This is a genomic window from Leptospira koniambonensis (assembly GCF_004769555.1).
Taxonomy (GTDB): Bacteria; Spirochaetota; Leptospiria; order Leptospirales; family Leptospiraceae; genus Leptospira_B; species Leptospira_B koniambonensis.
Genome location: NZ_RQFY01000006.1, coordinates 173,891 through 187,373, shown reverse-complemented (window position 1 = coordinate 187,373; position 13,483 = coordinate 173,891). Strand labels below are relative to the sequence as shown.

Below are 13,483 nucleotides of genomic sequence, written 5' to 3'. Positions count from 1 at the left end.
CTATATTAGAATTATATAAAAAGGTACATTCAGAATGTCTGAAACTAAAACTGAAAACACACCAAAGGCCACCAAAAAAGAGTGGATCGGCCTGGCAGTAATTGCGCTGCCTTGCCTGCTATACGCAATGGATTTAACGGTTCTTTATCTTGCGGCCCCTCAACTGACTGCAGATCTGAATCCTAGTCCTTCGCAACAATTATGGATCATGGATATCTATGGTTTCTTAGTTGCAGGTTTTCTTGTAATCATGGGAAATTTGGGAGATAGAATTGGTCGTCGTAAACTTCTTCTTTATGGAGCAGCCGCATTCGGAGTGGCATCTGTTCTTGCAGCATTCTCTCCTAGTTCCGAAATTTTGATCCTGACCCGTGCGATCCTAGGGATCACAGCGGCAACTTTAGCTCCTTCTACCCTATCATTAATTCGTAATATGTTTTTGGATCCGGAAGAAAGGACTTTTGCGATCGGTATTTGGGGAATGAGTTTTTCACTTGGTGGAGCAATCGGTCCTCTTGTGGGCGGAGTCTTACTGGAATATTTCTGGTGGGGTTCAGTTTTCTTAATGAGTGTTCCGGTTATGATCCTTCTTCTTATCGTTGGACCTAGACTTCTTCCTGAATTCAAAGATCCTAATGCAGGGAAGATGGATCTGCCTAGTGCTGTATTATCCCTTGTATCAGTTCTTTCTATCATCTACGGATTAAAACAAATCGCAGAGAATGGCTTCGGGATTATTCCTATTCTTACCATACTTACCGGTATTTTGATCGGAGTAGTTTTTATCAAAAGACAGACTACTCTTACAGATCCAATGATTGATCTGCAGTTGTTCAAACTTCCTACATTCAGCGCTGCCGTTATTGGAAATACGATGACCATCTTTGTAGGACTAGGAGGTTTTTTATTCATCTCTCAATATTTACAATTGGTTTTGGGACTTTCTCCTTTAGAAGCAGGACTTTGGACTCTTCCTGGAGCGGCCGGTAATATCATCGGTTCTCTTACAATACCTATCATCGCTCGCAATATGCGTCCTTTATATGTAATGTTAGGTGGTCTGGTTTTACTTGCGATCGGTATGCTCCTTTATGCTCTGATCAATACTGAGAACGGAATTTGGATGATAATAACCGGATCTATAATCATGTCCTTCGGGATCTGTACTGTTGTGATACTTGGAACAGATATCATCGTTAGTTCTGCGCCTCCAGAAAGAGCGGGAGCTGCAGCTTCTATTTCGGAAACAGCTGCTGAGTTTGGTGGAGTTTTAGGAATTGCAGTGCTTGGAAGTATAGGCGTTGCGATCTTCAAATCCAGGATCAATTCAATCGATCTTCCAGGACTTACTCCTGAACAATGGGAAAGTTCTCATAATACTTTAGCTTCTGCGGTAGCTGTTGCAAAAGAACTTCCGGAGCCAAGCAGACAGATCCTGCTTAGCACTGCCCAAGGTGCATTCACTGATTCATTACATTTTGTTTCTTACTTGAGTGTTGGGATCTCTATCGCTTTGGCATTTGCGATCTTCTTCATTTTGAAAGATAAAAAAGAACCGCAAGCAGCTGCAGAATTAGAAAAAGCAGCCAGATAATATTAATAGTATATAAATAAGGAAAATAGAATGAAAGCAGAAGTTTCAGTAGTTGGAAAAGAAATTATAGGGATTAAAACATTTGATGCCCCAAGAGAATTAGTTTGGGATGCTTGGACTGACCCAAAACACGTGGCGATCTGGTGGGGACCAAACGGTTTTACAAATACCATTCATGAAATGAGTGTAAAACCTGGAGGAATCTGGAGATTTATAATGCATGGCCCCGACGGAGTAGATTACCCTAACCGTATCGAATTCATCGAAGTTGTTAAACCTGAAAAATTGGTCTATGATCATGGAGACGATTCTAATCCAAAACAATTCCATGTGACTGTTCTTTTCGAAGAGGAAGGTTCCAAAACCAAACTTACAATGAGATCCAGATTTCCGAGCGAAGATGATATTAGAAACGTTGCAGATTACGCGTTGGAAGGACTTAGACAAACTCTTGGCCGTCTAGAAAATTTCTTGGAAAAGAAATAAATAGGATTCGGAGAAATCCCGAAGCAGTTTCGAATATAATAATTTTTTAAAACGCGGAGAAGAAGTTTGTGAACGAGATCAAACAACCTGAATTTAAGGAAATGATACTGACCAGAACTCTAAATGCGCCAAGAGATCTGGTTTGGAAGGCTTGGACAGATCCTAATATGGTATCTCAATGGTGGGGTCCTCATGGTTTTACTGCTCCTCTCTGCCAATTGGATCTTCGTCCTGGCGGAAAGATACTCATCCATATGAAAGATCCGGAAGGTGGGATCAATCCTATGAATGGTACATATAAGGAGATCGTTGCCCTAGAAAAGATCGTATTCTCTTCTTATATCGCCTTCGAGATGGATGGTAAAAAACCTGGGGCTGAAATTCAGATCACCATTCTATTTGCGGACAAAGGATCTCAAACAGAACTCCAAGTGCGTGCACTTCCAATCAAGGTGGATCCGGAACTTTATCCTGCTGTGGAAGGTATGGAAGAAGGTTGGACTCAAACTCTTGATAAACTTACAGCAATTTTTGCTTAATTACCCTGGATGGGAAACAAAATAAAAAATAAACATTAAGGAAACAGAATATGAAAATAAATCCGTTGCAGATACTAAGTTTTTGGATCATCATCTTTCCTTTCCAAAAAAGGAAAAGAGCCGGAGCTTAAGATGGACTCAAAAGTGGGAGGATACTCCCACTATTTTCATAAATCTTCCGATAAAAAGGAGATTCGGACGAAAGAAACTCAGAATGATATTTTTCGTAAGAAAAAGATCTTTTTTACGGCCTTATTTTCGGTTCCAGAAAAAAAACAAGAGATAAGCCGATTCTGGGAAGAAGCCTTAGAAAGATTGGCGGAACTTCTCCGCAGGATCCAAGGATCCGAATAGAATAACATTATTAAAATTTAAAGGAATATTGGATGAATTTAGACATATTTAAAAACGAAACCCTGAATATAAAAGCGGATGTCGCAATCTTAATAGCGAGAGTTGTATGTGGATACGCATTCATACTGCATGGCTGGGGAAAGATACAAGATCCTCTTCATTGGATGGGGCCTGATTCTTCTGTACCTGCTATTTTTCAGTTTTTAGCGGCACTTTCTGAATTTGGAGGAGGGATTGCTTGGGTGATCGGGCTTTTAACAAGACTCGCTTCTTTCGGGATCGTATGCACAATGATCGTAGCTGCTTACTTCCATTCGGTAATCTTGGGAGATTCTTTTATTAATTTGACCGGTGGGAGATCCTACGAATTGGCAGGAGTATTTTTCACGATCTCTCTGGTATTCTTAACAGTTGGAGCCGGAAGATTCTCTTTAGATCAAAAAATCTTTGGAAGTAAATCCGAGTAAATTAAATTCTATCCCTGAGAGCGGTTTTGCTCTTGGGGATTTCCTTAGTGATAGATTATATCCGTAAAATTTTAGACGCGAGAGTTTACGATGTCGCGGTCCATACGCCCTTGGACCCAATGATCCGAATGAGCCAAAGATTAAATTCTTCCGTTCTCTTAAAAAGGGAGGATTTACAACCAATCTTCTCCTTTAAAATTAGAGGAGCATACAATCTAATCTCCAGACTTTCACTTGAGGAAAAAAAATCAGGAGTGATCTGCGCTTCTGCAGGAAATCATGCACAAGGAGTTGCACTCTCTTCTCAAAAATTAGGGATCAAGGCAATCATTGTAATGCCTATCACTACCCCATCCATCAAAATAGAAGCAGTTCAATATTTCGGAGCAGAGATAATCCTTCATGGAGATACTTTTGATGAAGCATATTCTCATGCTAGAAAATTAGAAAAGGAGAAGGGGCTAAAATTTATACACCCTTATGATGATCCTGATGTGATTGCAGGGCAAGGAACAGTGGGTCTCGAAATTTTACAACAGTATCCAGATCCTATCGAAGCAGTTTTTATTCCAATTGGAGGCGGAGGTTTAGCAGCAGGAGTCGCTTCTTATATTAAATTTTTAAGACCAGAGATCAAAGTCATTGGAGTAGAACCTTCGGACGCAGCTTCTATGAAAGAAGCAATTTCCGCGGGCGAAAGAGTAATCTTAGATCGAGTTGGATTATTTGCGGACGGTGTAGCAGTCAGACAAGCGGGTGAAGAAACATTCAATATTTGCAAAGAACTCTTGGATGATTTACTAGTAGCAAACACAGACGAAATTTGCGCAGCAGTTAAAGATATATTCGAAGACATGAGAGTGATTGCAGAACCTGCAGGTGCATTATCACTTGCAGGATTAAAATCTTATACGACCCAAAATCCCAATCGAACAGGAGCACTTATCGCAATCAATAGTGGCGCTAATATGAATTTTGATAGGCTGCGACATGTTGCAGAAAGAGCAGAAATTGGAGAATCCAGAGAAATTCTACTCGGGGTCACCATCCCTGAAAAAACTGGAAGTTATTTAAAATTCGTGCAGACTTTAGGGAATAAGATCATCACTGAATTCAATTATAGATATGCAACTGACAAACAAGCACATGTATTCGTAGGATTAAAACTAAAAGGTGCTCATTCCGAAAAAGAAAAGGTAATCTCCGAATTAGAATCCTTAGGCTACGAGGTTCTGGATATCAGTGCAAATGAAACTGCTAAGATCCATATCCGTTACATGGTGGGTGGAAGAGTTTCGGAGCTTAAAGATGAGATCATTCTAAGATGTGAATTTCCAGAACGTCCAGGAGCTTTGCTAAAATTTCTGGAATCATTAGGTACAAACTGGAATATTACATTATTCCATTATAGAAATCATGGAGCAGATTACGGAAGAGTATTAGTCGGATTTCAGGTTCCTTCTTCTGATAGAGAACGTTTTAGAGATAGGCTAAAGAATCTAGGTTATCCTTATGAAGAAGAAACGGATAATCCAGCTTATAAAATGTTTTTACACAATGTTTGATTGAAGCCTGAAGCCAGGAGATGGACACAACGACCTTAAGCTATATTCTCAGGTATCTACTCTGAAATAGGCTTTTTTCACCATTTTTTGGACATCATATCTTTGACCAGGATCTTCTCCCAAACAGAAGAACATGATCCCATACATTACGTTTTCCTTAAATAAGGTGATATGAAGAATATGAAGATTACTTCCTTTATCTTTATAATAGACTCTAAAAGCGGGGCGGCTTGCTACTTCTAATTCTCCGAATTCTATAATCCGACCATTCCCCTTTTTGATAGAGTCGATAATACCAATTTGGAATTCTCGATTTAAGGCGCCGTGATCTATGGTTTCCGTTAATTCTTTTCGAGTAATTAGAACACTTGTAGACTCATTATAATCTTTTGCTGCAAAAATTCCTCCTGCAAATGGTTCCATAGGAAACCAATCGAAAGGAATGGTCAGGTTCAAAGGAGAATTCGGCTCCTTTTTCTTTTCCGGAGAGAGGGACGCAAATACAGAAAATATTAGAAAGACAAAAAGGACCCGATTCAAGAATTTTAAGATCACCCTTTTGTCTCCCTCCGTTAGGCCTTTTATTAATTTCGGCTTTGGAAAGGGCATATTTTAGTTAGAAAGAGTAGTTCGAGACAGAATCAGGGAATTCCCAGATCCCCAGGTTCTCCCTGAGCATACAATCTGAGAGAATCGAAGCTGTAAATCCCAGTATTATGGTAATCTCCCCAGACCAAATTGATCGCGTATCTTCCCACCTTGGAAAAAGATAATAATTTGGCCTCTGTAATACCACCAGTCGTAGCTCCTACTTTCCCGCCATGACCGCCCTTACAAACCACGCAAGGGCATCTTTTCCTGAGTTCTAATAGGGGAAATTCGGAGATAACTCCGTCTTTCCATTCTATTTTTAGAATATTCTCATCGAATTCTATGGTTTCTGGTGTAGTAGCTTTTAAACTAAGACTCATATTATCTCGGAAGTTTTAAGAACTGTTTTCTGAAAGTTCCGATCGTGGTTCCATAAGTCACCTTTTCATTCAGAGGAAGATCCGCGAAATCGAAAGTATCTCTTTCCAAGATCAAAATCACTGTGGAACCCATTTCGAATCTTCCGAGTTCCGCACCTTTTTCGATCATGATAGAAACATCTTTATAATCTTCTTCTTTGGTGGTTCTAATGAGAGTATTCGTGATGATCTTTTTATCGTAAGTCACACGTATACGACCCACGTTGGAAGCTCCCACCTTGATCACTGCAACCAATCCGAATTCGGTCTGTAAGAATGTGATCAATCTTTCGTTTTTAGGGAAAAGTCCTCTGATCCCGAAAACTGCTAATTCATTTACAGGGAAAAGTTTTCCAGGTTCATAATAATATCCTAATATTCTTCCATATGCAGGAGAATGGATCCTATGATAATCTTGAGGAGAAAGATAGAATGTGATATATTTTCCGTTTTGGAATTTAGAAAGGTATTTTTCCCCGCCAATCAATTCTTTTAGGTTATAATCCACACCTTTTGCTTGTAAGATAACCTGATCGTTAATATCTCCAAAACCTGTGATCCTTGCATCTACAGGAGAAACAAGCGCGTTCTCCGCAGAATCTATGATCCTTGCCCCAGCTTTTAATGCTCTGGTGAAAAATTGGTTTAAAGAGTTATACTCTTGGATCTCTAACTCTGCTTCATTCAAATTAATCTTATAAGCTTTTGCAAATGCCTTTAATATTGGGATCATGATAAATCGAGGCAGTCTTAAGGAAGCCAAGATCCCGAATAATAAGGAGACCAAGTTTTTAGGTAAGATAGAAAGAAGAAGAAGATAGAAGTCTTTAAAAATTTCGTAATGCGCCCCACCCTCTAAGAATTTCCGGAGTTCGGCTTGAGCCACCTTAGCCAATAGAACTAAGCTGATCAGAACTGGAACTGCAGTAATAAGTGCGAGCCCATAACCAATACCGAATACTTGTAATAGGAATTCTTCTCCGTATTGAACGTAAGCATACGCAGAACCAAGTAGAGAAGCTATGAAAAGAATTCGATACGCGTTTGCGAATTTTTCTCCAAAAATATATCTAGCGTTTTGTTCTCCTGTATAGAACCATCCGGAAATTGCTACTATTGAGAATAATAAGAAGGACGCCATCAAAGCAAGTCTTGCAGGATCTGTTGGGCCGTTTATCAATACGGATAAGAAGTTTTTAACAGACTCAAGATCTTTTACCCCGAAGGAGAATAATGCATAGATCACTAAAGTAGAGATCACAAATCCTTCGAAAAATGTGGCAAGCATGCTCACGATTCCCTGTTTAGCAGCTGAATCAGTACGAACCACTCCTGCTACCCCGGCACTTTTTCCAATCCCAGTTTCTGTGGATAAGAAGAACATCCCTGTTCCAGTACTGAATATTCTTGCGAGAGAAAATCCTCCTCCAAGTAAGAGAGAGAATGGTTGCATTGCATCTTTAAAGACTGCTTCCAGAAACGCATAAAAGTTTCCTAAATGATCTCTAAACAATAGAACATAACTTAAGAAAAATAGAATTAAACCTATAGGAGCAATATAAGAAGAAACTCTTCCGATCCTTCTGATCCCACCTAATACTACGAATACTACTATGATAGAAACTAAAAACGGAACTGTCATCCCTTGGATGTCCAGTCCATTCTGTGCTAAAAAGGAAGCTCCTAAAATTGGCATAGCACTTCCCATAGAAAGTACTGTTAGTAAGCAGGCCAAAGAAAAAGCGATAGCAAGCCATCTAGCTCTAAGCGCTTTTTCTATAAAATACATTGGGCCAGAAAGATATCTTCCACTTTCCAATTTGATCCTGAATCGGATCGCGAGTGTAGAAGATACAAAACGGAGTGGCATGATCAGAAAACTGGAAAGCCAAATCCAAACTAAAACTCCCGGACCTGCGAGCACCAATGCCAATGCGGAACCAAGCACTGCTCCAGGAAGTAAAGAGGAACCTGTTCCGGCATAGAATGCCTGAGAATGTACCAAACGTCCTCGGGAACCTTTGTAGTCCATGTTCCCGGAAAAAATTTTAAACGCTAAAAATAGGAACCTTACTTGAGGAAACTTCAAACGGAAGGTAAGGTACAACCCTATAAAAACTAAAAAGTAGAAATAAGGTTTTAGGAGATCCAAATCCAGGAACGGAAATAGTTTAGTAGTCAGCATCCCAATTAATCTTTCCTTAAAATAAAGGCTTTTACAATTCTAGGCCCGGAAAATTCTGCTAGCATGCCGGGCTCCTACACAGTTTTCACGCATCCAGTCCCAAAACCACTCCTTTTTAAAAAGCCGTCGGGCCTCAAAGGAAGAAGAGCAAGTTTCTATTCTATCGTTCTAGCTGGAATTCTATTTGGAATGAGTTCCTTAAGTGCAGAAGAAAGTGTCACAACCACGCCTAAACTGAAGGAAATGCCTGAAAACAGAGCTTCTGAGCCGGCGGACAAATGGGAATTTGGAGCCAGATTCGGTTTTGGAATGAGAGGACCGAATAGATTCGATCAGAATTTAAACGGTTTTACTTCCAACTTGAATCCACTAGTAGCAAGCCAAACAAAACAGGAAAACACAAGAGGAAGTATCCAAGGAGAATTTTTAGCCAGGACCAGACTGAGCGAAAATTTTAAGATCGGGATTATAGGTGGATACAGATATTTCGATCCATTTCATCTTACAAATCTAACCTCTGAACCTTTTTACACAAATCTGAATTTCCAAATGGAAAGTTTTTATATTTTAGGAATGGTCTGGCAAGAAGGTAGACTGAACAGATACTTTCGCTGGGAAACCGGGCTCGGACTCGGGATCACAAGAGCATTATGGGTAACAAAAGGTTACGCCACGGATGGAAAAGAATATTACCAACAAAATGGAAATATGAGAGGAAGTGGATTAGAATTTAGATTAGAAGGTTCCTTAATCCACCCGATCAATGAAAGAGTCAGCTTAAGTTTCGGAACTTATTTAGCTTGGATCAATATCACTTCTTTTGATGGATCCTTTAACGGAAATACATCCGCTTTCTATGTGAGACAGGACGGAAGAGTTTCTCCTCTTACCGAATCTGCAAACCAAGACAATATATTACTCTCTAATCAATATTCCAGAAAGCTGGATATGCAGTCCGCATATGGCGGACTGTTTTTCGGCGTGAATTATAAATTATAAAATCCTAATACCTATTTAGAAACCGGAAGAACCAGATCAGGGTGTTTGGGAGAATTGATATATTTAGACTCAGTCACCTTCTCTTTCATTTTTTTTAATGTTTCGTAGGGGATATCTACTACTACAAAATTTGCAATAGAACTTGGGATACTTCCTCCCGGGTTGCTTAAGATCTGGTAGGTGACTTCTATTTCATCTCCGACCGGTACCAATCTCCAAAATCCTTTGAGAGTACCTCTTACGAGTCCTTTTTTCTCTGCTACTATACTATCAATAGACCGAATCGAATAAGTCACCGCTCCAGTATTTTTATCCTGACTGAAAACTGTATGGACCACAAAGTCTCTATCATTCACTGGCCATGGAGCGCCATTTTGGATATAAATATACTTTTCTCTTGTATTCAAAACTTTAACTGCTTCTGCATATTTGCAGTCCTTGAACCAAGTCACGTAATTCGGATTGTCTTCTATTAAAGAGACCACTGTATTCAGATCCGCTTTCAATTTTACTTTACCACGGAATTCTTTTAACTCAGAACCTTCTACTTCTCTGGTATGGACGGTGATCCCATTTTTCTCCTTCTCCAAATCCCAAGAAAATAACTGCATTGGGATTAAAAGAAAAACAATAAGATATAATTGTTTCATAAGAATATTAAACCTCTCGGCGACGCTCAAAATCGAACCAATGATTTAACTGGATCTAAGAACAGATCAACCGTAAAATAGGATGAAATTTTATAAGTTCCTAAATATTAATCAATATCTAAGGAACTAGGTTCTCTTTTGTATTTCAGAGGTTTTTGGAGATATTTGATCAGAAGGACCTTATTTCCTTTTTCGTTAAACTTCACCACATCGAAAACTTTTCGAGTCATCATGATCCCACGTCCATGGGTATAACTTTCCTCGTTCAGTTTTTCTCCGTCCAAGTTTAACATCTTCTTAAAGTCAAAACCATCGCCCTCATCTTCTATCTCAAAACCGATCCGTTTTAAATTTAAGGAATAAGCCACTTTTACGTTCCTTGCCCCGTAAAAAGCCTCTCTCTGTCTTTTCTGGATAAACTCCATATAATTTCCGGATTTCATCGCTTCCGTTTTTTCATCGAAGCTGATCCCTAGGTTTCCATGCTCAATTGCATTGATCAAAACTTCTCTAAGACAAGTGCGTATCGCAGTAATCACTTCTGAACCTGCAAACTGGCTTAAATGAGAAGTGAGCTGTCTACTCAAGATATCCGCATTTCTAAGATAATTATTCACTGTGAAATGCATACTCTCAGAGACCAAAAATCGAGATAGAATATCCTCAGAGATCTCTGAAACTTTACCTAATACCTTTCGTCCCGCCTCACTTTCAAATGACTGAAGTCGGATCTTTACTGGCTTAGGTTCCATTACATATTTCTGTTTGAATTCAGAATGGAATTCTACTGTCTTTCTTGTCCGTAAATGTTCTTCTAATTTTTCTTTTGCAAGAAGAAGAACGATAGAACCTTCTTGTGTGTCCAAAGTGTAAATCAGATCTAAGAAATTTTTACCTTCGACTTCTGCAGGCTTATAGCCTGTGAGCCTGGAAAGAGTACGATTTGCGTCCTTAATATTTCCTTCTTGGTCCAATGTAAGAAGAAGTTCTTCAGCACCTTCAAATAAATTCCTAAATCTAAGTTCGGATTGTTCAATCGCTTGTTTTGCCTCATTCAAATCCTCTACCTTGGAAGAAAGATCTTTGGACAGATCACTCACTCTATCCGCTAATGCTAACGCTAAAAGAAGAATATGCATTGCAGTTCCAAGCTCCACTCCCCAATAAGCCAAAGAAATAGTATGAGGAATGATCCCCGAAAAACGTAAAATGAATACAAATGCTCCAGTAACTAACGCAAGCCAAGCTCCCAAAAAGAAAAGTGCAGGTCTTAAATTTCTTGAAAATCCCTGGAAGCCCAGATATAAGATCGCAACCAAGGTAACTGTGGACAAAAACACGTACAGCGCTAATGCAAAACCAAATGGGAAAAAATATCCAGCCACCACAAGTATATAAGATAAAATTGATATTCCTCTTAGTAACTTATTAAAATTCGAATAATTATTAGGTGCGTCGAAATATAAGCGGATAAAATCTGCAGTGGTCCCGGAAACTAAAAATGTAAAAGAAGTGATGATATGGCTTGCCCAAACAACTGAGTTCGGCCAAAAAAATTGGAAAGAATATCCATGAAGTGACCATTGAGCGAGCACCCCAGCGCCCACGTATCCGAAAAATGCTAAGTACGTTTTTTCTTTTGTAGATAAGAACAAAAACAGATTGTATAAAGCCATTACCAAAAGAGATCCGAAATAGATCCCAAGTAAAATCTGCTCATTACTTATATTAGAAAAAAAGTCCTCTGATTTATAAGCGAAGGCAGCAAAATTCACGGAACTTTTAGTTTGGATCTTTAGATAAACTGTGTCCTTCTCCCCTGCTTTTAGTTCTAAGGGAAAACTTGGAAATCTATATTGGATAGGCCTTTCACTAAAAGGGATCCGATCTCCCCCACGAAACAAAACCTTGTCCCCTTTGGAAGCCAGGTATAATTCTGCCTTGTCCAATTGGCTATAATGGATTTCCAAAATCCAATAAACAGTATGAGAAGATTTATTTTCTAAAGGGATCTTGAACCAATGAGCTTGGTCCGAATAACCTAAACTCGCCGAAGTGAGTGGATAAAACTCCTTCTTTTGCATTTTGTCGAAGTTGGTATCCCCATCTTCGTCCGCCCAGACCTCAGCGTGAGGGACCAAAGAAATTCCATCGTACGGAAGAGAAGAAGGATCGAACGCGAAAATCGGACTGAAAAAGGAAAAGGTTAAAAGAATGAACGAGAGTTTACAAAAAACTCTCCAAGGTAAAAAATTCTGGATGTCCAAAAACCTTTTCACTCTTTCTAAAAAACCGGAGGGAAAAGTTTGACTGTACCTTGTCGGCAAGCAAGTCAAAATTCTCCCTTCAGAGACTAAAAGAGGATTTTAGCCTTTTTTGGTTTTAGATGCTGCATCTTTTATGAGTCCTGCAGCAATTTCATTCCTCTGGATCTGGCTTGTGCCTTCGTAGATCTGAAGGATTTTAGCGTCCCTATAAAATTTTTCCACAGGGTATTCTTTCGTGTATCCGTAACCCCCAAAAATTTGCACTGCGTCGGACGCAACTTGGACAGAAGAATCGGACGCATAACATTTTGCCATTGCGGAAAATTTCGCAGCGTCTTTATGGAAAGTTTCTGCGTAAACTCCTGCTTTGTAAGTTAGAAGTCTGGAACCTTCTATCTTGATGGCCATGTCTGCAAGCATATGTTGAATTGCCTGGAAAGAAGCAATTGTAGTTCCAAACTGTTCTCTTTCTCTTGCATATTCAATTGCGGCATCGAATGCACCTTGCATTAAACCAACTGCACCTGCTGCAACTGCAGGTCTAGAAAGTATAAGAGTCTTGAACGCATGCAAGAATCCCATATTCTCTTTTCCACCCAAAAGATTTTCTTCAGGGATCTCGCAGTCTTCCATGATCAACTGTCTTGTTTCAGAACATCTGATCCCCAGCTTGTCTTCTTTCTTTCCGAAAGAAAAACCTTTGGTACCTTTTTCTATGATAAAACAAGAAATCCCTCTTGGACCTCTCCCTTTATCAGTCATTGCAAACACAGTATAAATATCAGCTTGGCCTGCACTACTGATCCATTGTTTGGTTCCGTTTAGAACATAACGGTCCCCTTTTTTTACTGCAGTAGTCGCCATCGCAGGAACATCGGAACCTGCCCCAGGTTCAGATAAACCAAATGCAGCAGTTTTTTCTCCAGAAGCAAGAAGAGGAAGCCATTTGTCTTTTTGAGCTTTGGTTCCGCCTACGTCGATTGGCAGAGCTCCTAGTTTGGTAGAAGTGAATGCAGTGTTTACTCCCAAACATCCCCAGGAAACTTCTTCTGCGAGGACAATCCCTCCCATCATTCCATAACCTAGTCCACCATGTTCTTCGTCGAACAATGCCTGGTATAATCCAGCTTCTTTAAATTTTTGTAAAATAGCTTTTGGATACTCGTTATTTTCGTCGTAATGCATTCTGTTCGGAACGACTTCTTTTCTGACTACGTCCCTGACCAGTTCTCTGAGTTGTTGTAATTCCTCTGGTAATTCGAATTGAAGCGGTGAATTCAAGCTTGCCTCCCGATGATATTCTTTTTCAAATTTAGATTTTGATTCCTTTGCAATCTTTAGAAGAAGGTATAGAATGATCAAGCGAA

General features: G+C 39.5%; 13 protein-coding genes. 7 read left to right on the top strand and 6 right to left on the bottom strand.

Annotation, left to right across the window (positions count from 1 at the left end; translation table 11 throughout):
• The first annotated feature begins 34 nt into the window (after window positions 1-34).
• The 6 genes from EHQ52_RS14385 (at window position 35) to ilvA (ending at window position 5,005) form a co-directional block, all read left to right on the top strand.
• On the top strand, window positions 35-1,594 hold the full coding sequence (locus EHQ52_RS14385) for an MFS transporter (RefSeq protein WP_135615887.1): 1,560 nt from the start codon (window positions 35-37) through the stop codon (window positions 1,592-1,594).
• A gap of 30 nt (window positions 1,595-1,624) precedes the next feature.
• Entirely contained in the window at window positions 1,625-2,080 is a 456-nt protein-coding gene (locus EHQ52_RS14380) for an SRPBCC family protein (RefSeq protein ID WP_135615886.1), read from the top strand.
• A gap of 68 nt (window positions 2,081-2,148) precedes the next feature.
• Window positions 2,149-2,619 carry an SRPBCC family protein gene (locus EHQ52_RS14375; RefSeq protein ID WP_135615885.1) on the top strand — a complete coding sequence of 157 codons (471 nt, stop codon included), beginning with the start codon at window positions 2,149-2,151 and terminating at the stop codon, window positions 2,617-2,619.
• A gap of 132 nt (window positions 2,620-2,751) precedes the next feature.
• Window positions 2,752-2,973, top strand: a complete 222-nt coding sequence (locus EHQ52_RS14370; RefSeq protein WP_135615884.1) for a hypothetical protein — start codon at window positions 2,752-2,754, stop codon at window positions 2,971-2,973.
• 32 nt (window positions 2,974-3,005) lie between these two features.
• Entirely contained in the window at window positions 3,006-3,440 is a 435-nt protein-coding gene (locus EHQ52_RS14365) for a DoxX family protein (RefSeq protein ID WP_135615883.1), read from the top strand.
• Window positions 3,441-3,472: 32 nt separating this feature from the next.
• Complete coding sequence (gene ilvA / locus EHQ52_RS14360; RefSeq protein ID WP_341867185.1) at window positions 3,473-5,005, top strand: threonine ammonia-lyase, biosynthetic; 1,533 nt, start codon at window positions 3,473-3,475, stop codon at window positions 5,003-5,005.
• 48 nt (window positions 5,006-5,053) lie between these two features.
• On the opposite strand, the gene EHQ52_RS14355 is transcribed toward ilvA, so the two are convergent.
• From EHQ52_RS14355 to asd, 3 genes are all read right to left on the bottom strand, one after another.
• Complete coding sequence (locus EHQ52_RS14355) at window positions 5,054-5,461, bottom strand: hypothetical protein (protein ID WP_244244900.1); 408 nt, start codon at window positions 5,459-5,461, stop codon at window positions 5,054-5,056.
• 185 nt (window positions 5,462-5,646) lie between these two features.
• Window positions 5,647-5,976: a DUF971 domain-containing protein gene (locus EHQ52_RS14350; RefSeq protein WP_135615882.1), complete on the bottom strand. Its 330-nt coding sequence runs from the start codon at window positions 5,974-5,976 to the stop codon at window positions 5,647-5,649.
• Window position 5,977: 1 nt separating this feature from the next.
• Window positions 5,978-8,200: an archaetidylserine decarboxylase gene (gene asd, locus EHQ52_RS14345; RefSeq protein ID WP_135615881.1), complete on the bottom strand. Its 2,223-nt coding sequence runs from the start codon at window positions 8,198-8,200 to the stop codon at window positions 5,978-5,980.
• A 63-nt stretch (window positions 8,201-8,263) separates the two neighbouring features.
• On the opposite strand from asd, the gene EHQ52_RS14340 reads away from it, so the two are divergent.
• Complete coding sequence (locus EHQ52_RS14340) at window positions 8,264-9,199, top strand: LIC_11366 family protein (RefSeq protein WP_244244899.1); 936 nt, start codon at window positions 8,264-8,266, stop codon at window positions 9,197-9,199.
• Window positions 9,200-9,210: 11 nt separating this feature from the next.
• Here EHQ52_RS14340 and EHQ52_RS14335 read toward each other — a convergent pair whose 3' ends face one another.
• The 3 genes from EHQ52_RS14335 to EHQ52_RS14325 form a co-directional block, all read right to left on the bottom strand.
• Window positions 9,211-9,849, bottom strand: coding sequence for an START domain-containing protein (locus tag EHQ52_RS14335; protein ID WP_135615880.1), 639 nt, complete (start codon window positions 9,847-9,849; stop codon window positions 9,211-9,213).
• A 107-nt stretch (window positions 9,850-9,956) separates the two neighbouring features.
• Window positions 9,957-12,128: a 7TM diverse intracellular signaling domain-containing protein gene (locus tag EHQ52_RS14330; RefSeq protein ID WP_135615879.1), complete on the bottom strand. Its 2,172-nt coding sequence runs from the start codon at window positions 12,126-12,128 to the stop codon at window positions 9,957-9,959.
• 87 nt (window positions 12,129-12,215) lie between these two features.
• The gene (locus tag EHQ52_RS14325; protein WP_135615878.1) at window positions 12,216-13,397 is read right to left on the bottom strand and encodes an acyl-CoA dehydrogenase family protein; all 1,182 of its coding nucleotides are present in this window, start codon (window positions 13,395-13,397) and stop codon (window positions 12,216-12,218) included.
• Between the last annotated feature and the right edge of the window lie 86 nt (window positions 13,398-13,483).

Coding starts and splice junctions, on each gene's coding strand:
- EHQ52_RS14370 (WP_135615884.1), top strand. CDS start 2,752: ATGGACTCAAAAGTGGGAGGATACTCCCACTATTTTCATAAATCTTCC.
- asd (WP_135615881.1), bottom strand. CDS start 8,200: ATGCTGACTACTAAACTATTTCCGTTCCTGGATTTGGATCTCCTAAAA.
- EHQ52_RS14380 (WP_135615886.1), top strand. CDS start 1,625: ATGAAAGCAGAAGTTTCAGTAGTTGGAAAAGAAATTATAGGGATTAAA.
- EHQ52_RS14350 (WP_135615882.1), bottom strand. CDS start 5,976: ATGAGTCTTAGTTTAAAAGCTACTACACCAGAAACCATAGAATTCGAT.
- EHQ52_RS14365 (WP_135615883.1), top strand. CDS start 3,006: ATGAATTTAGACATATTTAAAAACGAAACCCTGAATATAAAAGCGGAT.
- EHQ52_RS14335 (WP_135615880.1), bottom strand. CDS start 9,849: ATGAAACAATTATATCTTATTGTTTTTCTTTTAATCCCAATGCAGTTA.
- EHQ52_RS14340 (WP_244244899.1), top strand. CDS start 8,264: ATGCCGGGCTCCTACACAGTTTTCACGCATCCAGTCCCAAAACCACTC.
- EHQ52_RS14385 (WP_135615887.1), top strand. CDS start 35: ATGTCTGAAACTAAAACTGAAAACACACCAAAGGCCACCAAAAAAGAG.